Below are 21,065 nucleotides of genomic sequence, written 5' to 3' on the forward strand. Positions count from 1 at the left end.
CACCTCGGCCCACATATTCCGCCTGATCCTTCCGCCTCCCCAGCGAAACCAGGCATAAAGGGACTGACGAATGACGCAGTACGTGTACCGGTTCGGTGGTGGCGTTTCCGATGGGGGGAGGGGGGACAAGAATCTCCTCGGCGGCAAGGGCGCGAACCTGGCGGAGATGGCCTCGATCGGCCTGCCGGTGCCCCCGGGCTTCACCATCTCGACGCCGATGTGCGCGGTCTATTACGATGAAGGCGCGGCGTTCCCCGACAGCCTGAAGGCCGAAGTCGCCGCCGGCATCGCGCATATCGAGGGCGTCACCGGCAAGAAGTTCGGCGATGCGTCGGACCCGCTGCTCGTCTCGGTCCGCTCGGGCGCGCGCGCATCGATGCCGGGGATGATGGACACCGTGCTCAATCTCGGCCTCAACGATCGGACCGTGGTCGGCCTGGCCAATGCGTCTGGCGACGAGCGTTTCGCCTGGGACAGCTACCGCCGCTTCATCCAGATGTATTCGGACGTCGTGCTCGAACTGGACCATGGATCGTTCGAGGAAGCGCTCGAAATCGCCAAGGAAGACAAGGGCTATTATCTCGACACCGAGATGAGCGCCGCCGACTGGAAGGCGCTGGTCGACACCTACAAGAAGCTGGTCGTCGAGCAGTGGGACAAGCCGTTCCCGCAGGACGTCCACGACCAATTATGGGGCGCGGTCGGCGCGGTTTTCGGATCGTGGCAGTCTGAGCGCGCCAAGGTCTATCGCCGGCTCAACGACATCCCGTCGGAATGGGGCACCGCGGTCAACGTCCAGGCGATGGTGTTCGGCAATATGGGCGACACCTCGGCGACCGGCGTGGCGTTCACGCGCGATCCGTCGAAGGGCGACAATGCTTATTATGGCGAGTTCCTGATCAACGCGCAGGGCGAGGACGTCGTCGCCGGCATCCGCACGCCGCAATATCTGACTAGGACTGCACGCGAAGAAGCCAACGCCAAGCCGCTGTCGATGGAAGAGGCGCTGCCCGAGGTCTACACCCAGCTCGCCGGCGTGTTCGACACGCTCGAAAAGCATTACCGCGACATGCAGGACATCGAGTTCACGGTGCAGCAGGGCAAGCTCTGGATGCTCCAGACGCGCTCGGGCAAGCGCACCGCGAAGGCCGCGCTCAAGATCGCGGTCGACATGGCCAATGAAGGGCTGATCACGCGCGAGGAAGCGATCGCGCGGGTCGATCCTGCCGCGCTCGATCAATTGCTGCACCCGACGCTCGATCCCGCGGCGCCACGCGACGTGCTGACCAAGGGCTTGCCGGCATCGCCGGGCGCGGCTTCGGGTAAGGTCGTGTTCGATGCCGATACGGCGGAAAAGCGCGCGGCGGCGGGCGAGGCGGTGATCCTGGTGCGCACCGAGACGTCACCCGAGGATATTCACGGCATGCACGCGGCCAAGGGCATCCTGACCGCGCGGGGCGGGATGACCAGCCACGCCGCTGTCGTCGCGCGTGGCATGGGGCGACCGTGCGTGTCGGGCGCCGGCACCTTGTCGATCGACGCCAAGGCGAAGGTCATGCGTTGCGCCGGCCGCGAGGTGAACGAGGGCGATATCGTCACGATCGACGGCGCATCGGGCGAAGTGATGATCGGCGAAGTGCCGACCGTACAACCCGAGCTCGCCGGCGATTTCGGCACGCTGATGGAATGGGCCGATGGCGTTCGCCGGCTCAAGGTCCGCGCCAATGCCGAAACCCCGCTCGACGCCAGGACGGCGCGCGAGTTCGGTGCCGAGGGCATTGGCCTGTGCCGCACTGAGCATATGTTCTTCGACGCCGCGCGGATCACCGCCGTCCGCCAGATGATCCTGGCTGAGGACGAGAAGGGCCGTCGCGCCGCGCTCGAAAAGCTGCTGCCTGAACAGCGCAGCGACTTCATCGAATTGTTCGAGGTGATGGCGGGGCTGCCGGTCACGATCCGCTTGCTCGACCCGCCGCTGCACGAATTCCTGCCGCACGAGGAAGAGGAATTCGCCGAGGTCGCCGCGGCCGCGGGCGTCGAGGTCGATTATCTCAAGCGCCGGGCCGCCGAGCTCCACGAATTCAACCCGATGCTCGGCCATCGCGGTTGCCGGCTGGGCGTGACCTATCCCGAAATCTACGAGATGCAGGCGCGCGCGATCTTCGAAGCCGCGGTCGCCGTTGCCGAGAAATCGGGCGACGCGCCAATCCCCGAGGTGATGATTCCTTTGGTCGCGACGCGCCGCGAACTCGAGCTGATGAAAGACGTGGTCGACAGGGCTGCCCAGGCGGTGTTCGCCGACAAGGGGCGCGAGATCAGCTATTTCGTCGGCACGATGATCGAGCTCCCGCGCGCCGCGCTCAAGGCGGGCGAGATCGCCGAGGTCGGCCAGTTCTTCTCGTTCGGTACCAACGATTTGACCCAGACCGCTTTGGGCGTCAGCCGCGACGACGCCGCGCGCTTCCTCGGCATCTATGTCGACAAGGGCATCTATCCCAAGGACCCGTTCGTCAGCCTCGACGTCGAGGGCGTCGGCGAGCTGATCCGCATCGCCGCCGAGCGCGGTCGCGCGACGCGGCCCGACATCAAGCTCGGCATTTGCGGCGAACATGGTGGCGATCCGGCGTCGATCGCGTTCTGCGAGGACGTCGGGCTCGATTACGTCTCTGCCTCGCCGTATCGCGTGCCGATCGCCCGGTTGGCTGCCGCGCAAGCTGCGCTGGGCGGCAAAGCGGGTTGAGACGGGCTTGACTTCGCCCGCGCGGCGACCGCACTCAACGGCGATGGATCTGGGCATGAAGCGCTGGCTGGTTTTCGCGATGGTGGCGCCGCTGGCCGCATGCGGCAGCTTGGGCGGCAATGACGGCCCGTCCGAAAAGGATATCGCCGACGCGCTTGGGCGGTCCGGTGCCAAGGTGCAGTCGACCGAGCGCATCGCGTGCAAGACCGCGCCCGACCGCCCGGGCTATGTCTGCGATTATCGCGCGACGACGTGCAGCCCGTTCACCGGCAAGTGCGACAAGTCGGCGACGCGCACCGGCCGCTTCGTCCGCTATGGCGACAATTGGATGTTCCGCGACGACGTGATCGATCCCAATCGCTATGCTCCGACGCAAAGCCCGGCGGTGACCGATCTGGCGCCCAGCCCGACGCCCACCCCAGTGGCAAGTCCGTCGCCCACTCCGACACCATCACCGTCGCCCAAACCGTCATCGTCGCCGGCGCCCAAAGCGAGCCCGACGCCCAAGGTGCCTCCCACCCCCAAGGCCACGCCGACGGCCAAGCCAACGCCGAAACCGACCCCGAAACCGATCCCGGGCGGCATCAATCGCGCCTGGCTATCGGGGCGTTGGGGGGCGGAGAATGGTGATTGCACGGCACGCCGCGCGGTCAATTTCGGTCCGGGCGGGGGGTTCTATGGCAAGCGTGGCATGGGTCACTGGTCGCTCGACGGCAAGACGGTCAAGGTCACCGGCAATTACAGCGCGGACGACAAGCCGTTCGATCAGATCCTCAAGGTCGACCGCATCGGCGACGACGCGATGATGATGGAAGGCAAGCGCTACCACCGCTGCCCGAACTGACAGGGGAGGGGGTATGAAGCCCTGGATCCGATATGCAGTGTGTGCGGCGCTCGGCCTAGCGCTCGGGGCGGGCGCCGCCATCCAGCATGTCCGCACTGGCGTGTTCGGCGCCAGCCGCGCGATCGGCCCCTGGACCACCGGCAGCGATTTCGGCACTGCGCGCGCCGGCGCGTTCACCCGCGCGGTGGTGTCGTTGCGCGGGTTGCTCGCGCTTCCGGCGCATGAAGCGCGTTATTACAACGCCGCGGTCGACAGCGCCGGCGATCCGCTCGATGGCCGCTGCCGCTATCGCGTGTCGGGCGGAGCCATTCCAGCCAAATGGTGGAGCCTGACGCTCTACGACCATCCCGGCTATCTCGTCGCCAACCAGGCCAACCGCTTCTCCATCGCCAGCGCGGCGGTGCCCAATCCCGCGGCATGGGACGTGATCGTCGCGCCGGCCGAGCAGGCCGGCCTATGGCTGCCGACCGGCCGCATCGACCGGTTCGAACTGACCTTGCGCGTCTATCTTCCCGATGATGGCGGGCTCGGCACGCTGACGCGCGACCGGCTCCCAGCGATCGTCAAGGAGGGCTGCTGATGCGTCGTTGGCTGTTCCCGCTACTGCTCGGCTTGGCGCTGGCGTTCGTCGGCTATCATGTCGCGCTGGCGCAATTCCCACGCGTGCTGATGAGCCTCGCCACCCACCGGATCGCGAAGGGGGCGGGGTATAACGCGATGTTCGCCGCCCCGCTCGCCACCGACAAGGCGCGCGCGATCGTCCGGCCGAGCCCCGATCTGGCCTATTCGTCCTGTCCGTTCGATCTGTCGAAGGGGCCCGTATTGGTCGATGTCGAGCCGGTGCCCGCGCCTTATTGGTCGCTGTCGGTGTTCGATTCGCGCACCGACGTCGCTTATGTCCGCAACAATATCGATGCCGGCAACCAGCCGATCCGGATCGCGATCGCCCAAGCCGGTCAGCCGGTGCCTGACGGCATGACCGCGGTCCGCGTCACCGGCACGACCGGGATTGCGTTGCTTCGTATTCTGGCCCCCGATCGGACGCAGTTTGGCGCGATCGACGCCGCGCGCAAGAAATCGAGTTGTAAGGCGTTGAGTTAGGGGGTGGTCAAATCTCCCTCTCCCCTTGTGGGAGAGGGAAGGGGCCCGCGCCGAAGGCGTGGGAAGGGTGAGGGGGACTCACAGGCGACGTGGCTCGTGACTCCCCCTCACCCTTCCGCCGACTACGTCGGCTCCCTCCCGCATCAGGTAAACAGCGCCCCGCGCTGTTTAGGTCATGCCGGGGGCATGGCCGACCTGATGCGCCCACAAGGGGAGAGGGAACTAAGTGCTCACGCCGTCCTTGCCCGTAACTCCGCATTCTCGGCCGCCAGCTTCTCATTGGCGGCGGCCAAATCGATCTTCGCCTTCTCCAGATCGCGGACATAGGCGTCACGATTGGTCGTCAGCGCGTCGCGATCGCGCGTCTTGGCATCGGCATCCTGGCGATAGGCGGCATGCGCGTCGCGCTCCGCTTCATAGCGCGTGCGCCATTTGGTGCCCTTGGGCGCCAGGATCAGCCCGAGGACCAGTCCGACGATCAGGACCAGCACGATTATGGCGATCTGATTGGGGTCGGTGAACATCATCGCGTCTCTCCCTGTTGGGATGTGAACGCGTCATGCTGCGCGCGGTTGCCCTCGGGTGCAAGCAATCCCCCTCCCGCAACCGGGGAGGGGGATCGATCGGATCAGTGGCCGCCGTGCAGGAAGGCGTCGTTGATGCTGCACGCCGCCGGGCCGAGAATGACGATGAACAGGGTCGGCAGGATGAACAGGATCAGCGGCACGGTCATGATTGCGGGCAGGCGCGCGGCCTTTTCCTCGGCGCGCATCATGCGCTCGTTGCGGAATTCTGCCGACAGCACGCGCAACGCGGAGGCCAGCGGGGTGCCGTATTTCTCGGTCTGGATCATGGTCGTGACCACGCCCTTGACCGCGTCGAGGTCGACGCGCGTCGCCAGATTTTCGAATGCCTGGCGGCGGTCGGAGAGGAAGCCGAGCTCGATCGCGGTCAGTGCGAATTCGTCGCCCAGCTCGGGATAGGCCCGGCCCAATTCCTTCGACACGCGGTGGAACGCAACGTCGACGGTCAGGCCGGCCTCGGCGCAGATCACCAGCAGATCGAGCGCGTCGGGCAGGCCCTTGCGGATCGCTGACGAGCGCTTCTGGATCTTGTTCTTGAGGTAGATGTCTGGGCCCTTGTAGCCCAGGATGAAGGCACCGGCGACCAGACCATATTGCTTGAGCGGCGACCAGGTCGCGAACGCGTCGGTGCCGTACACGAAATACAGCATCGGCAGGCCGAACAGGATCGGCAGGATCAGCCGGCCGAAGATGACCGCGACCGCATATTCCTTCTTGCGGATGCCGGCCTGGAGCAGCTTGGTCTGCGCGACCTTGAGCTGGCTATCCTGCAGAACTTTCAGACTCTGCAGGATCGAGCGGATGCGGTCGGTGGTCTCGTTCTTCTGGACCAATTTCGCGCGGCGCTTGCTGGTCGAAGCTGTGATGCCGGCCTTCAATTGTTCGCGGCGATCATTGAGCGCCTTAACGCGACGCGCCATCGGATCGCGCACGGTGGTCGCGGCGTAGATGGCCAGCATGACAGCGAACGCAGCGACCCCGGCAAGCATGGTGCCTACCCAAAGGACGTCGACGCCGAGCAGGGTTGTGTGGTGCGGTTCCATGGCCTCAGATCTCGAAATTGACCATTTTGGCCATGATCAAGCCACCCAGCGACATCCAGATGAAGCCGCCGATACCGGCGACGATCAGGCGCTGATCGACGAAGAAATTGCCCATATAGGCCGGGCTGATCCACAGGATCAGGCCGAACACGATGAACGGCAGTGAGCCGACGATATAGGCCGATGCCTTCGATTCCGACGACATCGCCTTGATCTTCAGCTTCATCTGGCCACGCTGACGAAGCACCGTGGCGAGATTGGCGAGCGTTTCGGCGAGGTTGCCGCCGGTCTCGCGCTGGATCGCGATCGAGATGACGAAGAACTGGAATTCGGGCGTGCCAAGACGGTCAGCGGTTTCCTGTAGCGCTGCGTCCATCGTGCGACCGATCTTCATCTTGTCGGATACCGCACGGAATTCCTCGCCGACCGGGCCGGGCACTTCGGCACCAACCACGCCCATGGTTTCGCTGATCGGCAGGCCCGAGCGCAGCCCGCGCACGAGCAATTCGATCGCGTCGGGGAATTTGGAGGTGAACTTGTTGACCCGGCGCTTGATGAAATAGCCGACCACGAAATGCGGCAGCCCACCACCCAAGATGACCGCGATCAAGACGGAGATCGCGATTGGCGCGCCGCGTATCATCATCAGCGATGCGACGATCAGCATGATGCCGAACGTCGCCATGCCGTATTGACCGACGGTCCAGTTCTTGCCGGTCATGGCGAGGCGCTTCTTGAGTACGGCCGGACGCGGCAGGAACCGCATCATCGCGGTGTCCATGTTACTGTCGCGCTTACCGGTGATGCGGCGCATTTGCGCAGCCATCGCCACGTCGCTGGCGGCGCCGCTATGGCGTTCGCGGAGCGCGCCCAGCCGGCGAGTCTGCGCCTTTGCCACCGACGGGCCGGCAAAGGCGAACGCCAGCAGCAACAGCATGGTCGCCGCCCCTGCAATCACCGTGATCAGCGGCACCAATGGCATCGCTCAAACGCTCCACTTGTTGGTGCCGGCCCGGATGGACCGGCCATGGTCAACTCGACTTCGCGGCTTTCTTGCTCGGCATCAGCGACTTGAGATCGGCGAACTTGCCCATCAGAGACTGACCCGCCGATTTCCCCGCGCCTTTTTTGCCCGCAGCGGCGCCCGCGGCCTCGGCCGAATCGCCCGCCGCCAACAGGCGGCTGGCGAGTTCGCCGATCGGCGCAACCGTCTTCGATCCCTTGCCGGCCTCGGCCAGCGTCTTGCCCAGCTTGGCTGCCTGTGCCGCCAGTTTCTGGTCATAAGGGATGACGAAATCGATGCGGCGCTCGATCGAGCCCTCGAAATCCTTGCGATTGATCTCCAGCTGCCCACCGGCGGGCACCTTATTGGCGACCACCAGGACCTGGCTTCCGGGCGCGTTCGACTTCAACCATGACAAGATGCGGATCGTGTCGCGCGCCGCGGCCAGCGTCAGCTCGGTGACGACCACCGTCGTCTGGATGTCGCTGATCAGATGTGGGTGCTGGATCAGCTGCGCGCGCGGCAGGTCGACCACCGTGCATTCGAACGCGGCGCGCATCTCTTCCTGCAATTGGTAGAAAGCGGAGCCGTCGGTCATCATCGGCGAGTTGATCGGCGCTTCGGCCGACAGCACGGCGAGACGCTCGCTGGCCTTGACCATCGCGCGTTCGATGAACAGTCCGTCGATGCGGCTGGGATTCTCGATCGCATCGGTCAGGCCTCGGCCCGGCTCGAGGTCGAGCGCCAGCGCGCCGGTGCCGAAATGCACGTCGAGATCGAGCAACGCCGTGGTGCGGCCGCCCTTCTCGCTCATCAGCCACGCGACCGAGGTCGCGATGGTCGAGGCACCGGTGCCGCCGCGCGTACCGATCACCGCCGTCGCGGAATGCGGACGATCCGGCGAGACCTCATTCAGCCGCGGCGCGTTCAACACGGCCTGCGCGCTGCCGAAAGTCTCACGCAACATGTCGGCATTGAGCGGTTTGAGCAGATAATCCTGGATCCCGCTCGCGGTCAGGTCGCGATACAGGCGGACGTCGTTGACCTGGCCCGCCGCGATGACGACGGTGCCGGGTTCGCAGACTTCCGCCAGCGCATTGATGTCGTTAAGCGGATCGCCCGATTCGCTGAGGTCGACGAACAGCACCTGCGGACTCGCCGAGACCGACAATGACTGGACCGCGTTACGCAACCCGCCCTTGTTCACTTTCTCGGCCGACCAGCCCATCTCGCTGACGATCGGACGCAGCGCTTCGGCGGTCGTCTCGTCGCAGACATAGGCGACGAATGGCTCGCGATGCGCGACGCCAGCGGGTTTCCACGGCGCGTTCATCTTATTTACCTCCCGTCGATTCGGATTTGACTGTGGTGCCGCCGGCCCCGGTCGGAGCGGCTTTGCGATACGTGCCGATGGCCCGACCCGCGGTGATCGGGTCGGCTGTGCCGTCACCCGCCTGGCCTCGGACCAGATCGAGCGGATCGGCGACCATCGCGGCCAGGCTGGCGTTGCTCGCGCAGCCGAAATTTGAGGTCGAGCTGCCTTCGAATTCGCTCGATCCGCTGCGCGTGAAATCGGGGCAGCCCGGGACCGTGGCGGTGGATCGGCTGACGACGACGCGGACCATGCCGGCCGCTAGCGGCGCATTGGTGATCGGCGCCCGGTCGGCAAGACGCATGCCATAGCTGGAGACGATCGCCGCGATTTGCGCGCGAGCGCGCGAGTCGTAAGGATTGGGATCGTCGACCGAAATCCGGTCGCCATAATGCAACCGCATCGAGGCGAGCCAGCCGGCGACCCGCTCGGTCTCGCCCGGCGCCAGGCCGGCCGTGGTCGATTGCGCGTCGAACACATAATCGGTGCGGCTGACGACCGGCTGTTTGATCGAGTCGACGCCGCGATTGAGCGTGCCGCAGCCGCCCAGCATCAAAGCGGGAACGGCGAGGGAGGCGATGAGGATCGTACGCATGTCTGACTGTTCCTCGCGCGTTACAGGCTGAAGCCGGGAGTGGCGGGCTGATCGCCCTTTTTCGACTTCTTGGGCAGGAGCGCCTTCTTGTCGGCGGTCGCCGGGTCGGAGCTCGGCTGTGGCGTCGTCGGCGCCGCGGGCACGGGCGCGTTGGCGCCGATCGCGGGGCCCGCAACCATCGGTACGGCCATCGTCGGCTTGGGACGATCGCCGCCGTTGGTGCCTTCGCCCAAGCGGCCAAGGAAGACGCGGCCGAGATCGGTCGGCGCCTTGTAGCCGTCGGTCGGCAGGACGATCTCGTTCGCGTTGACCGGCTTCACCAGATACGGCGTGATGACGATCATCAGCTCGCTCTCGTTGCGCTTCCAGCTGGTCGACCGGAAGAGCGCGCCGAGCACCGGCACGTCGCCGATGCCCGGGGCCTTGTCGATCTGGTTGTTGGTGCTGTTCTGCAGCAGTCCGCCGATCACCATGGACTGGCCCGAGCCGAGCTCGACCGTCGTTTCCGCGCGTCGCGTCGTCAGCGCCGGGATCGTGACGCCATTGAGGGTCACGGCGCCGGCCGCGGACAATTCCGACACTTCGGGGCGGACGCGCATCGAGATGCGGCCGTCCGCGAGCACAGTCGGGGTGTAGGACAGGCTGACACCATATTGCTTGAATTCGACCGACACCGCGCCCAGCCCCTGGCTGACCGGGATCGGGATTTCGCCGCCGGCGAGGAACGAGCCGGTCTCACCCGACAGCGCGGTCAGGTTCGGATTGGCGAGCGTCGTCACCTGGCCGTCGGTCTCGCCGAGGTCGAGCGCCGACAGGATGTCGAGGCCGAACAGGCGCCCGGCGAGGCCCAGGGTAGTATTTCCGGCACCCTTGGTGATCGTCGCGACCGAGGTGCTGCTCGGATTGATGAACTGGCCCGTCGCAGGGTTGTACGGGCCATCGATATAGCCGCCACCGGGCAGCGGAACGTGGGCCGTGGGATAGGTGGAAAGCTGTGTTGGCGTGAGCGATCCGGGCGACCGTCCTGTGGCGACGCCGAAGTTGAACCCGCCGGTATTGTCCTTGGTCAACATGTTGTTGCCGATGTCCTTGGCGAATGCCTTGCTGACCTCGGCGATCTTGACCTGCAAATTGACCTGCAACGGCGTCGCGGTGCGGAGGCGGTTGATCACCGCGATCTTCAACGGCGTCGCCGGATTGGAGATGTCGATGCCGGGGTTGAGCAAGGCGGCGACGATCTGCTGCGCCTGGACGACATCGGCCGGCGCCGCCACGGTACCCGTCAACACGGCGATCTGACCTACGGTCATCACCCTGATGTCGGCGTCTGGCATGGCCGCTTTCATCATGCGATCGATCGACGTCAGGTTCTGGGCGACGCGAACATTGGTCGAATAGATCACCCGGCCACTGGCGGCGGTGACGAACACCGTGGTCTCCCCGTAATCCTTGCCGAACAGGCGGATCTGGCGTGGGTTGCTCACGTCGACATCGGCGACATTCGGATTCGCGACCCAGACATCGGCGGCGTCGGCGGGCAGGGTGATGACCTCACCCTGGCCCACCGAAAGCATCACTTCGGTCGTCGGGCGTTGCGTGCCCTGTGGCAAGGCGCCGACACGAACGGGCTTGGCCGGCGCCCGGCGAGTGGTCTGCCGACCACCGCCGGCGGCCTCGACCGGCATGCTCGCTACCAGCGCCGTCGCGACGGTAGCCGCAACGATCCGGTTCAAAACGATTGTCGCTTGCATCAGTTCTTCCCCCCACGACCGATTGGTACTTCGGTCACGTTGTTCCCACGGACGACACGCACCATGGGGCCGGTAATGGCCGGGGCGCCGCCCGGAATAGCACCTGCAGTTCCGCCTGCCGTCGCATCTCCGGCCTTGCCCGGCACGGTGCGGCGCTGGAAGCGCGAGACGTCGGCACCGGTGGCGAAGCTGGTCTTGCCCGCGCTCGGCTGCACGTCGGCAGTTGCGAGCATCGCCTTTTCGGCTTTCGGATCCTTGCCGTCAGGCACCTTCACGGATCCATCGGCGATCGCCTGATCGAGTTCGGACGCCGAGTCGGCGAGCGGACGCAGCACGAGCGAAAGGTCGCCCAAGGAGCGCGCCACCGAAATCTTCTCGGCGATTGCGGGCGTCGCCTCGATCGTCACCATCGAGATGTTGCGGACCACGGTCTTGCCCTGGTCGTCGACATCGCTGGTGGTGCGCTGGTCGGTCGCCAGCACGCGCAGGTTCTTCATGATCGTCTCCGCCACCTTCAGCGGCGGGCCATCGCCGCCGCCGGCAACGGTCTGAGACAGGGTCAGGTCGACACGGTCGCCCGGAAAGACGAAGCCCGCGACTGAATTCTCGTTGCGGACCGGAAAGGTGACCGCGCGCATGCCCGGCGTCAGCGCCGCGGCGAGGAAGCCACGGTCGCCAGGCTTAACCAGCGACCCCTGGGTCAGCGGTTGCCCGGCGGTGATCACCGAGCGCACGACCGTGCCTTGCAGGCTCTTGGGGTCGAATCCGTCTTTGCGGATATAATAGGCGTTCTCGACCAGCTCTTTCGGCCAGGGCTGGTACTTGAAGCTGGTCGCATCCAGGATCGTGCCGATCGGCAGCGCCTTGGTCGCGACGAGCACTTCGGTGCCTGTCTGGACCGGCGCCATCGGCGCCTGGGCCGAGGCCATAGGGGCGCTCGATCCGACGATCAGGCTGCGCGCCATGAACGCGGTGATGGCTGCGACGAAAAGCGCGCCAACCAGCAAAATGATCTTCCGACTATCCATGACGCTTCGTGCCCCGTTGTGGCGATGACCCCGACTTGATCGCCGTTAATCTACGCAAAGTGGTTAAATATCGGTTCACCGAGCGCGAGCATCGATGCCATGGCGATCGCGACGCCGTACGGCGTCTCGACCGCACCCGGCGCTTTGCGGCGCCAATGGTCGAACATCATGATCAGCGTCAGCACGCCGCCGATGATCGACATGACCATCAGCATGAAGAAGAGAGTTGGGCCGGGAAGCCATAGCGCGAGCGCGCCGATCATCTTGACGTCGCCGCCGCCCATCCAACCGAAATGGAAGGCGCCGACGAACAGCGCGAACACGCCGATCGCGATGCCGATTTGCCACGCCACATCGGCCCAGCCATAGCCTTGCATCCACCACCAGGCAGGCGCCATCAGCGCGATCGCGGCATTCTTCCAATTGGCGATCTCTCGGGTACGAGCATCCTCGATGCCCGCCGAAAGCAGGATGAGAACGAGTGCTCCCCCGAGCACGTAAGACAGAATTCCCCAGCCCATCGGATCACAGACCTAGACGGCATGGCTTTCTAAAAAGTAACCAGCATGGATGGTATCTTCCGAAACAGCGCGCCGAACCTATCCCGACGGCAGCTCGATCTCGTTCTGGACTGCCCCCGACGGCTGGCAATTGCGCCGCTTCGACTGGCCCTCCGCGGTGGCCGCGCCGCGCGGATCGATCCTGTTCCAGGGCGGCCGCGGCGACATCTTCGAGAAGTATCTCGAGACCTTCCGTCACTGGCATGACCAGGGCTGGACGATCACGTCGTTCGACTGGCGCGGGCAGGGCGGATCGGGTCGGCTGACCGACGATCCCCATGTCGGCGATATCGACCGGTTCGGGACCTATCTCGCTGATTATGGCGCGTTCTGGAAGGAGTGGGCGGCCGCGACGCCGGGGCCGCATGTCGCCATGGGACATTCGATGGGCGGACATCTGGTCTGCCGTGCGCTGGCCAAGGTGCTGGCCGAGCCCGATGCGGCGGTACTGATCGCGCCGATGATGGGACTGCATGCGCCGATCAGCGCCGGGTTCGGCGAGCGGATCGCCGAGATCGCCATGAAGCTCGGCAATCCCCAGCGCCGCGCCTGGAAGTCGAACGAGAAGCCGGGCACCAGCGATTCGCGGCTGTCGCTGCTCACCCACGATCCCGACCGATATTCGGACGAACCGTGGTGGTGGGACCAGAAGCCAGAGATCAAATTGGGCCCGCCGAGTTGGCGCTGGGTCGTGCGCGCGTTCGAATCGACTCGGCGGCTGCGCGCCAGCCGGCGTGTGAAGCTGGTCAGGACGCCAATGCTCGTGCTGGTGGCCGAAGCCGACAAATTGGTCCGCGCGGCCGACGCGATCAAGGTCGCGGGACTGCTGCCCGATGCCCGCCTCGTCCGCTTCGGCAACGAAAGCGCACACGAAATCCTGCGCGAGGTTGACCCGGTCCGCGATCGCGCCTTGGGGGAAATCGACATCTTCCTTTCGGCACGAGCGCAGCAATGAGCGGTGATAAGATTTGGGACATCGCCATCATCGGTGCCGGGATCGCCGGCGCCGCGCTCGCGGCCGAGGTCGCGCCCCATGCCAGCGTCCTGATCCTCGAGGCCGAGGACGTCGCGGGCTATCACGCGACCGGACGATCCGCGGCCTTTTGGGAAGAGACTTATGGCGGACCGGCGATTCAGCCGTTGACCGCCGCGTCACGCGCGGTGCTCGACGCCGGCGGCTTTCTCCAGCCATTGGGGGGGCTGCACATCGGCCGCGAAGAGGAACGCGATCAGATCGAAGCGATGCTGGCCGAATTCGCCGATACCGGCGTCGATCTGACATTGGTCGACCCGCGTGACCGCATTCCTGGCCTGCGCCCCGAATGGGCTCTCGCGGTGTGGGAGCCGAGCTGTGCCTATATCGACGTCGCCGGGCTCCACGCCGCCGCGCTGTCGCGCGCGAAGAAGGCTGGGGCTGAATTGGTGCTCGACGCCGGACTGACCGGGGCGTCGCGGCGCAGCGATGTGTGGCAGCTCGAGACGAAGGCCGGCCCGTTCGCCGCCAGGATTCTGGTCAATGCCGCCGGGGCCTGGGTCGATCGTGTCGCGGCGATCGCCGGAGTCGCGCCGATCGGGATCCAGCCGCTGCGACGCGCGCTCGTGCAGCTCCGCGTCGATCCGCCGGTGCCGGACGATACGCCGCACGTCGCGCACATCGGCGGGGACTTCTATTTCAAGCCGGAATCGGGCGGGCGGCTATGGTTGAGTCCGCATGATGAGGTGCCGAGCGAGCCCGGCGACGTTCAGCCCGAGGAAATCGACATTGCGATCGCGATCGACCGGCTGGAACAGGTGGTCGATTGGAGGATCGAGCGGGTCGAGCGCAGCTGGGCGGGCTTGCGCAGCTTCGCGCCCGATCGTTTGCCGGTCTATGGGTTCGACAATCACGTGCCCGGCTTTTTCTGGTGCGCAGGGCAGGGCGGCTTCGGCATCCAGACCGCGCCGGCGGCATCCCTCGTCGCGGCATCTTTGCTGCTCGGCACCACGCCCGATCCGCTCGTCGCGGAAATAGACCGGGATCGTTACACCCCCGCGCGGTTCCGCTAGCGCGGCGCGTCGCCTCCGACTAATCTGGATCAATCAAAGGAGGAAGTCGCGATGGCTCACACGTTCGAGATCTACAAAGACAAGGCCGACGAATTCCGCGTGCGATTCAAGTACAACAGCGAGATCATGTTCTCGACTGAAGGGTATGCGAACAAGGCTGACGCCAAGAACGCTATCGACTCGATCAAGAAGAACGGACCGGACGCCGAGGTCGTGGACAATAGCTGATTTTCGGGTACCGGTTCAGCCACACTGAACCGGTACTAAGCTTTGGCGGCGGCGTAAGCGGCGTCGCTGGCCAGCTTATCGGCGCGTTCATTGTCGGGGTGTCCGGCATGACCCTTCACCCACATCCATTCAACGCGGTGAGGAGCGGCGGCGTCGATCAGCGCCTGCCATAGATCGGCGTTCTTGACCGGTTTCTTGTCGGAGGTCTTCCAGCCGTTCTTGCGCCAGCCGTGGATCCATTTGGTCAGCCCGTCCATCACGTAGCGGCTGTCGGTCGACAGCGTCACGCGGCACGGGCGTTTGAGCGCGTTGAGCCCCTCGATCGCCGCCATCAGCTCCATGCGATTGTTGGTGGTCAGCTTCTCGCCGCCCGACAATTCCTTTTCACGGGTACCCATGCGGATCAGCACGCCCCAGCCGCCCGGCCCGGGATTGCCTTTGCACGCGCCATCGGTGGCGATTTCGACATGGCTTAATTCGGTCATGCCAGCGACTTGAAATCGCGCACGAAACCGGGATCGTAGACCTTGAGCCGGCGCCAGTAAGCGAGCGGATCCTTGCGCGTCACCATCGCGTCGGCCGGCGTGTTGAGCCAGTCCCACGCCCGGCTGAGGAAGAAGCGGATGCAGGCCCCGGCGGCAAAGTCGGGCAGCGCCGCACGTTCCTCGTCGCTCAGCGGCAGCGTGCGGTGATAGCCGCGGATCAGCGCCTCGCCGATCGCCGGATGATGGGTCATCCCGCTGGCGTCGAACGACCAGGCGGTGTGCATGACCGCGAGATCATAGATGCGCGCGTCGCTGCACGCGAAATAGAAGTCGATCAGTCCCGTGACGTCGCTGCCGCGCATCAGGACGTTATCGGGGAACAAATCGGCGTGGATCGTGCCTTGCGGAAAACGATCGCCTTGCCAGCTGCTCACGACGCGATCGACCATGGCGCCGGCCTCGGCATGGAGATTGGCCGCCATGTCGTCGAGTGATCGGCCGCAGCGATCGAACAAAGGCTGCCAGGTGCGAACGCCCATCGAATTGTCGCGGACCTGGGCAAAGTCGGTCAGGCTGGCATGCATCCGTCCCATTGCCGCGCCCGCTGCCTCGGCCTGCGCCGCGGTCGGATGGCTGACTGAAACTCCCGGCAGAAACCTGATCAGACACGCCGGACGCCCTTCGAGCGTTTGCAGCGCTTCGCCACGGCGGTCCTTGATCGCCGGCGGCACCGGGTTGCCGCGATCGGCGAGATGATCGAGCAATGCCATGAAATAGGGCAGATCGTCGGCCTCGACGCGCTTTTCGTAGAGCGTCAGGATGAAGCGGCCGTTGGTCGTGTCGACCAGATAGTTGGAATTCTCGACGCCCTCGGCAATGCCTTTCGCCGAGACGAGCTCGCCGACATCGTAGCGCAGGAGGAGTTCCTCCAGCGCCTCGGCCGAAACATGCGTGTAGACCGCCATCCTACGCCGTCATGCCAGCGAAAGCTGGCATCTCGCCGAAGGAAATACTGCCGGAGACCCCAGCTCGCGCTGGGGTGACGATGGCGATCACGCCGCCGCCTCTAGCCCGCGCGGGAGCTTGAACGAGATCGTCTCCTGCATCGTCTCGACTTCGCGCTCGGTGACATCGAAGCGTTCGGCGAGCCGATCGATCAGTTCGCGCACCAACTGCTCGGGCGCCGACGCGCCGGCGGTGATGCCCAACGTGCCGATGCCGTCGAGAAATGCCCAGTCGAGGTCGCCCGCGCGCTGGATCAGCCGAGCCGGGATTCCCTGGCGCTCCGCCACCTCGACCAACCGCAGCGAGTTGGACGAATTGGGCGCGCCGAGCACCAACACCGCATCGCACGCATTGGCGATCGCCTTGATCGCGGCCTGGCGGTTGGAGGTCGCGTAACAGATATCCTCGCCGCGTGGCGCCAGGATAGCGGGGAATTTGGCCTGGAGCGCGGCGACCACTTCGGCAGTGTCATCGACCGACAGGGTCGTCTGGGTCAGGAACGACAGCGTCGCGGGATCGTGCGGCTCGAACGTCGCCACATCGGCGACCGTCTCGATCAACGTCATCGATCCTGCGGGCACCTGGCCGAACGTGCCGATCACTTCGGGATGGCCGGCATGACCAATGAACACGATGTGCCGGCCTGAGGCGACCAGCCGTTCGGCCTGGCGGTGCACCTTGCTGACCAAAGGGCAGGTCGCATCGAGATAGGACAGGCCGCGCTCGGCCGCCTTGGCCGGCACCGCCTTGGGCACGCCATGCGCGCTGAACACCACGGGGACGCCATCAGGCACTTCGTCGAGCTCCTCGACGAAGATCGCGCCCTTGGCCCGCAGGGTGTCGACGACGAACTTGTTGTGGACGATCTCGTGCCGGACATAGACGGGCGCGCCGTATTTCTCGATCGCCAGTTCGACGATGCGGATCGCGCGATCGACGCCCGCGCAGAAACCGCGCGGCGCCGCGATCAGCAGCTCGAGAGCTTTTTTCGGGGCGGAAGCCATGGCCGGCGCTCTACGCGATTGCTCGGCTGAGGCAAAGGCGGTTTGAGGCGCGACCCGTTGGCGACATGGTCGCACGGCAAACCCATCATTGCTTTTTTCGCCCAGGACGCCCATATAGCGAGGGCTATCGTCGCAGGCGACGGAATCCGACGCTTCCGAGCCGACTCTTCCCTTTCTCGCTTCTAGCTCCGCGTGCACGAGCGTGCGGACAATCTACTGTCCTTGAAAGGGATATCTCATGCCGATCGGCAAAGTAAAATTCTTCAATACCGACAAAGGCTATGGCTTCATTTCGCCGGAAGGCGGCGGCAATGACAGCTTCGTCCATATCAGCGCGGTCGAACGCGCCGGCATGACGACGCTCCAGGCCGACCAGCGCGTGTCATACGACATCGAGAACGACCAGCGCGGCAAGTCGTCGGCCGTGAACCTTCAGGCGGTCTGACCTGACCGGGCTGCGCGGGTGACTCCGGCGGGACAGATCGCTGAGACCTGTTCGGCCAGTCTTGCGCGCCGCTCGAAGGTTACCTGCTTGTGCCGCCGGCGCGATCCTATCGCTCCGGCGGCATAGCGTTTTCCGTTGCGTTCGATCCGTGCCGCCTTCGGGGCTTGGCGCGATCGGCATCGCCGGCCGGGCGATTTTCACGCGACGTTTATCGATCGCACGGGCCCGCAATCTGGCGCCCGCGAGGTCCCTCAGGAGTATAGTCATGTCGAGAACCCCCGTTCGCCCCTTCCTTGTGGCCAAAGACGAGGAGGGTGTGTTCCGCGTGACCGTGCGGACGACGCGGTTCAATTCGCAGGGCTATCCGCTCGTCTCGAGCGAAGTGCTGCAGGATGCGTTCAAGACGCAGACCGCCGCGCGCACGTTCGTCCGCGAAACCTATCGCGTCGAGTCCAGCGACATCGCCAGCAAATAGGCGCGACTTCTCGCCCTGTCGCGGGTCGTCGACGAAACGCGCGCGCGCCTGTTGCCGCGCTCGGGTTGCGACCCTATGGTGACGGCTGCTTTATGTGAGGGTCAGGGGCCATGGCGCGTGCCGCGGCCCCTTCCCGTGTCGAAAAGGTCTGCCGTTCGTGTCACCCCGCTTTCTTGCCGCTCCGATCGCTCTAATGCTGGTGCTCGGCGGCTGTGCCAGCCGTGGCGAACTCGACATTTCCGAATCGGGTGCAGGCGTTACCGCGGTGCGCACGCCGTGTCCGACGGTCGGCGTGCCGGCGGGGACTGGTGATCTCACCACCTTCGACCCGGCGACCAGCCGCGATGCCACCGCGATCGACGTGGTCGCGGCGATGACCGACGTTCGCTCGACCTGCAACAATGATGGCGAGAGCACTCAGGTCGTCACCAACCTCACCTTCACCGTGCTCGCGCGACGGGCCCGCGCCGATGGCGCGCGCGACGTGACCCTGCCCTATTTCGTCACCGTGGTTCAGGGCGGCAATGCCGTCGTGGCCAAGCATGTCGGCCGCGTCGTCGTCCATTTCGATGCCGGCCAGACGCGGGCAAGCGTCAATGGATCGGCCACCGCCAGCGTCGACCGCTCGGCGGCGACGCTGCCGGATGAGGTCAAGCGCCGCATCACCGAAAAGCGCAAGGCCGGCAAGGAATCCGCCGCGGTCGATCCGCTGAGCGCGCCCGACGTCCGCAACGCCGTATTGCGCGCGACGTTCGAGGCGCTGGTCGGTTTCCAGCTGACCGACGACCAACTGAAGTACAACGCGACGCGCTAATTCGTATCGCGGTGCCAGCCCGCTCCCCCACCCGGCCTCCCAATCAGGATATTCTATGGGGGAGGCCGGGTGGGGGAGCGGGCTGGCACCGCTACCGCGCGGCAGCGCGAACAAAAACACGCGATTGACTCGGTTGCTGCACCGCGTCACAGCATTGCTCTAGTCGCTGACGACGCGGGAGAGCGCAGGGAGACCTGCCGCCGAAGGAGCAACCGCCCCGGAATCTCTCAGGCAAACGGACCGCGTTTGTCGACAGCGACGCTCTGGAAAGCGTGCGGGGGCGATGCATCCGTGCCACCGAAGGGGTAAGCTGCGCCGTCAGGCGTGGTGAAAGCTCTCAGGTTCCGTGACAGAGGGGGCGGCGGATATTCGGTCCTCACGGGCCGTTGTCGCGCCGTCATCTGTTATCGGGAGACCTGGGGTGAGCGACGAAGCCGAAACCGAGATCGAACTGCAGACGCTCCCGCTCGATGCCTGGCATCGCGCCCGCGGCGGGCGGATGGTGCCGTTCGCCGGCTATCACATGCCGGTCCAGTATGAAGGCATCATGGCCGAGCATCTGTGGGTGCGCGACTCGGCCGGGCTGTTCGACGTCAGCCATATGGGCCAGCTGCTGCTGTCGGGCGACAATCTCGACGACGAGCTGGAGAAGCTGATCCCCGCCGACGTGAAGGGCGTGACGCTCGGCCAGCAGAAATATTCGCTGCTGCTCGCCGAAAATGGCGGCATCCTCGACGATCTGATGTTCAGCCGCTGGCCGGGCGGCATCTACATGGTCGTCAACGGCGCGGTGAAATACGAGGATATCGCCCATCTGCGCGAGCATCTGCCCGACGAGATCACCATCAACCATCTCGACGACCGTGCGCTGCTCGCGTTGCAGGGACCCAAGGCGTTCGACGTCCTCAAGCGCCACACGACCGGCGACTATCCGCTCGACGTCCTGGTGTTCATGAAAGGCGGCCGGTTCGAGATCGCGGGCGTCGACGCTTATATCAGCCGCTCGGGCTATACCGGCGAGGACGGGTTCGAAATCTCGATCCCGGCCGATGCGGCGGAAAAGATCGCCGATCTGCTCTGCGGCGAACCCGAGGTGAAGCCGATCGGCCTGGGCGCGCGTGATTCGCTGCGGCTCGAAGCCGATCTGCCGCTCTACGGCCACGACCTCGATCCCGAGACGACGCCACTGATGGCGGCGCTCGGCTTCGCGGTCGCCAGCAAGCGCCGCCGCGAGGAAGCCAATTACCCCGGCGCCGCGCGCATCCTGCTCGAACGCGAGCAGGGGCCGGTAGTGAAGCGCGTCGGCCTGCTGGTCGAGGGGCGCCAGCCGGTCCGCGAAGGCGCCGCGGTGCTCGACGCCGACGGTTCGGAAGTCGGCAAGGTCACTTCGGGCGGCTTCGCCCCCACGCTCGGCGCGCCGATCGCGATGGCCTATGTGCCCGCCGCGATGGCGGAAGTCGGCACCCGCATCCAACTCAACCAGCGCGGCAAGGTCCATGAAGCGACCGTCGCCGCGATGCCCTTCGTTCCCCACCGCTACGTCAGAGGAAGCAAATAATGCGCTACTTCACCGAAGATCATGAATGGGTCGATGTCGATGGCGATATCGGCACCGTCGGTATCACCGATTATGCCCAGGGCCAGCTCGGCGACATCGTGTTCGTCGACGTCCCCGAAGAGGGCAAGGCCGTCACCAAGGGCGACGAGGCCGCGGTGGTCGAATCGGTCAAGGCCGCGTCGGACGTCTATTCGCCGGTTTCCGGAACGGTCATCGAGGGCAATGCCGAGCTCGCCGACAATCCCGGGCTGGTCAACGAGGACGCCGATGGCGAGGGCTGGTTCTTCAAGCTGACCCTGAGCGATCCGAGCGAACTCGAAGGCCTGATGGACGAAGCGAAGTACGACGCGTTCGTCGCGAAGCTGTGATTTCAGGCGTCGCCCC

Annotated in this window: 23 protein-coding genes and 2 riboswitches; of the genes, 12 read left to right on the forward strand and 11 right to left on the reverse strand. The window is 65.4% G+C overall.

Annotated elements, in window-relative coordinates:
• Positions 1-70 precede the first annotated feature (70 nt).
• Genes ppdK through AC1DQQ_RS18160 form a run of 4 tightly spaced genes read left to right on the forward strand, consistent with a single transcriptional unit; the run spans position 71 to position 4,685 of the window.
• Positions 71-2,740, forward strand: coding sequence for a pyruvate, phosphate dikinase (ppdK, locus tag AC1DQQ_RS18145; protein WP_478046192.1), 2,670 nt, complete (start codon positions 71-73; stop codon positions 2,738-2,740).
• Between the two features lie 55 nt (positions 2,741-2,795).
• Positions 2,796-3,584: a hypothetical protein gene (locus AC1DQQ_RS18150; protein ID WP_478046194.1), complete on the forward strand. Its 789-nt coding sequence runs from the start codon at positions 2,796-2,798 to the stop codon at positions 3,582-3,584.
• Between the two features lie 13 nt (positions 3,585-3,597).
• Positions 3,598-4,164 carry a DUF1214 domain-containing protein gene (locus tag AC1DQQ_RS18155; RefSeq protein WP_478033039.1) on the forward strand — a complete coding sequence of 189 codons (567 nt, stop codon included), beginning with the start codon at positions 3,598-3,600 and terminating at the stop codon, positions 4,162-4,164.
• The gene (locus tag AC1DQQ_RS18160) at positions 4,164-4,685 is read left to right on the forward strand and encodes a DUF1254 domain-containing protein (RefSeq protein WP_478033037.1); all 522 of its coding nucleotides are present in this window, start codon (positions 4,164-4,166) and stop codon (positions 4,683-4,685) included. Before AC1DQQ_RS18155 ends, AC1DQQ_RS18160 begins: the two co-directional genes overlap by 1 nt.
• 230 nt (positions 4,686-4,915) lie before the next feature.
• Here AC1DQQ_RS18160 and AC1DQQ_RS18165 read toward each other — a convergent pair whose 3' ends face one another.
• The 8 genes from AC1DQQ_RS18165 to AC1DQQ_RS18200 all read right to left on the reverse strand — a co-directional run bounded on the left by AC1DQQ_RS18165 (position 4,916) and on the right by AC1DQQ_RS18200 (position 12,582).
• Complete coding sequence (locus tag AC1DQQ_RS18165) at positions 4,916-5,212, reverse strand: hypothetical protein (RefSeq protein ID WP_478033035.1); 297 nt, start codon at positions 5,210-5,212, stop codon at positions 4,916-4,918.
• A gap of 101 nt (positions 5,213-5,313) precedes the next feature.
• A complete protein-coding gene (locus tag AC1DQQ_RS18170) occupies positions 5,314-6,312 on the reverse strand; it encodes a type II secretion system F family protein (RefSeq protein WP_478033034.1) in 999 nt (332 codons plus the stop codon).
• Positions 6,313-6,316: 4 nt separating this feature from the next.
• A complete protein-coding gene (locus AC1DQQ_RS18175; protein ID WP_478041180.1) occupies positions 6,317-7,294 on the reverse strand; it encodes a type II secretion system F family protein in 978 nt (325 codons plus the stop codon).
• Positions 7,295-7,343: 49 nt separating this feature from the next.
• Positions 7,344-8,648 carry a CpaE/TadZ family protein gene (locus AC1DQQ_RS18180; protein WP_478033032.1) on the reverse strand — a complete coding sequence of 435 codons (1,305 nt, stop codon included), beginning with the start codon at positions 8,646-8,648 and terminating at the stop codon, positions 7,344-7,346.
• 1 nt (position 8,649) lies between these two features.
• The gene (locus AC1DQQ_RS18185) at positions 8,650-9,282 is read right to left on the reverse strand and encodes a CpaD family pilus assembly protein (RefSeq protein WP_478033030.1); all 633 of its coding nucleotides are present in this window, start codon (positions 9,280-9,282) and stop codon (positions 8,650-8,652) included.
• 20 nt (positions 9,283-9,302) lie between these two features.
• Positions 9,303-11,033 (reverse strand): type II and III secretion system protein family protein, encoded by a 1,731-nt coding sequence (locus AC1DQQ_RS18190; RefSeq protein ID WP_478046196.1) that lies wholly within the window; start codon positions 11,031-11,033, stop codon positions 9,303-9,305.
• Positions 11,033-12,061, reverse strand: coding sequence for a Flp pilus assembly protein CpaB (gene cpaB, locus AC1DQQ_RS18195; protein WP_478041179.1), 1,029 nt, complete (start codon positions 12,059-12,061; stop codon positions 11,033-11,035). The genes AC1DQQ_RS18190 and cpaB overlap by 1 nt, the downstream gene beginning before the upstream one ends.
• Positions 12,062-12,111: 50 nt before the next feature.
• Positions 12,112-12,582 (reverse strand): A24 family peptidase, encoded by a 471-nt coding sequence (locus tag AC1DQQ_RS18200; protein ID WP_478033025.1) that lies wholly within the window; start codon positions 12,580-12,582, stop codon positions 12,112-12,114.
• Between the two features lie 49 nt (positions 12,583-12,631).
• Here AC1DQQ_RS18200 and AC1DQQ_RS18205 point away from each other — a divergent pair, with 49 nt between their 5' ends.
• Genes AC1DQQ_RS18205 through AC1DQQ_RS18215 form a run of 3 tightly spaced genes read left to right on the forward strand, consistent with a single transcriptional unit; the run spans position 12,632 to position 14,895 of the window.
• The gene (locus AC1DQQ_RS18205; protein ID WP_478046198.1) at positions 12,632-13,576 is read left to right on the forward strand and encodes an alpha/beta fold hydrolase; all 945 of its coding nucleotides are present in this window, start codon (positions 12,632-12,634) and stop codon (positions 13,574-13,576) included.
• Positions 13,573-14,667: an NAD(P)/FAD-dependent oxidoreductase gene (locus tag AC1DQQ_RS18210; protein WP_478046200.1), complete on the forward strand. Its 1,095-nt coding sequence runs from the start codon at positions 13,573-13,575 to the stop codon at positions 14,665-14,667. Before AC1DQQ_RS18205 ends, AC1DQQ_RS18210 begins: the two co-directional genes overlap by 4 nt.
• Positions 14,668-14,718: 51 nt before the next feature.
• The gene (locus tag AC1DQQ_RS18215) at positions 14,719-14,895 is read left to right on the forward strand and encodes a YegP family protein (protein ID WP_478033022.1); all 177 of its coding nucleotides are present in this window, start codon (positions 14,719-14,721) and stop codon (positions 14,893-14,895) included.
• A gap of 35 nt (positions 14,896-14,930) precedes the next feature.
• Here the strand turns inward: AC1DQQ_RS18215 and rnhA are convergent, their stop codons facing one another.
• From rnhA to ispH, 3 genes are all read right to left on the reverse strand, one after another.
• Positions 14,931-15,380: a ribonuclease HI gene (rnhA, locus tag AC1DQQ_RS18220; RefSeq protein WP_478046202.1), complete on the reverse strand. Its 450-nt coding sequence runs from the start codon at positions 15,378-15,380 to the stop codon at positions 14,931-14,933.
• Positions 15,377-16,345, reverse strand: coding sequence for a homoserine kinase (gene thrB, locus AC1DQQ_RS18225; RefSeq protein ID WP_478046203.1), 969 nt, complete (start codon positions 16,343-16,345; stop codon positions 15,377-15,379). The genes rnhA and thrB overlap by 4 nt, the downstream gene beginning before the upstream one ends.
• 87 nt (positions 16,346-16,432) lie before the next feature.
• Complete coding sequence (ispH, locus tag AC1DQQ_RS18230; RefSeq protein WP_478046205.1) at positions 16,433-17,389, reverse strand: 4-hydroxy-3-methylbut-2-enyl diphosphate reductase; 957 nt, start codon at positions 17,387-17,389, stop codon at positions 16,433-16,435.
• A 238-nt stretch (positions 17,390-17,627) separates the two neighbouring features.
• Between ispH and AC1DQQ_RS18235 the strand changes: the two genes are divergently transcribed.
• The 5 genes from AC1DQQ_RS18235 (at position 17,628) to gcvH (ending at position 21,049) form a co-directional block, all read left to right on the forward strand.
• Positions 17,628-17,834: a cold-shock protein gene (locus AC1DQQ_RS18235; RefSeq protein ID WP_478033017.1), complete on the forward strand. Its 207-nt coding sequence runs from the start codon at positions 17,628-17,630 to the stop codon at positions 17,832-17,834.
• A gap of 265 nt (positions 17,835-18,099) precedes the next feature.
• Positions 18,100-18,309, forward strand: coding sequence for a hypothetical protein (locus AC1DQQ_RS18240; protein WP_066809068.1), 210 nt, complete (start codon positions 18,100-18,102; stop codon positions 18,307-18,309).
• A 193-nt stretch (positions 18,310-18,502) separates the two neighbouring features.
• Entirely contained in the window at positions 18,503-19,123 is a 621-nt protein-coding gene (locus tag AC1DQQ_RS18245; protein WP_478033125.1) for a hypothetical protein, read from the forward strand.
• Positions 19,124-19,288: 165 nt separating this feature from the next.
• Positions 19,289-19,376: riboswitch (glycine riboswitch) on the forward strand.
• Positions 19,377-19,486: riboswitch (glycine riboswitch) on the forward strand.
• A 58-nt stretch (positions 19,487-19,544) separates the two neighbouring features.
• On the forward strand, positions 19,545-20,681 hold the full coding sequence (gcvT, locus tag AC1DQQ_RS18250; RefSeq protein ID WP_478031386.1) for a glycine cleavage system aminomethyltransferase GcvT: 1,137 nt from the start codon (positions 19,545-19,547) through the stop codon (positions 20,679-20,681).
• On the forward strand, positions 20,678-21,049 hold the full coding sequence (gcvH, locus tag AC1DQQ_RS18255) for a glycine cleavage system protein GcvH (RefSeq protein ID WP_478031541.1): 372 nt from the start codon (positions 20,678-20,680) through the stop codon (positions 21,047-21,049). Before gcvT ends, gcvH begins: the two co-directional genes overlap by 4 nt.
• The last annotated feature ends 16 nt before the right edge of the window (positions 21,050-21,065 follow it).

This window comes from Sphingomonas sp. P4_G3, assembly GCF_056401105.1.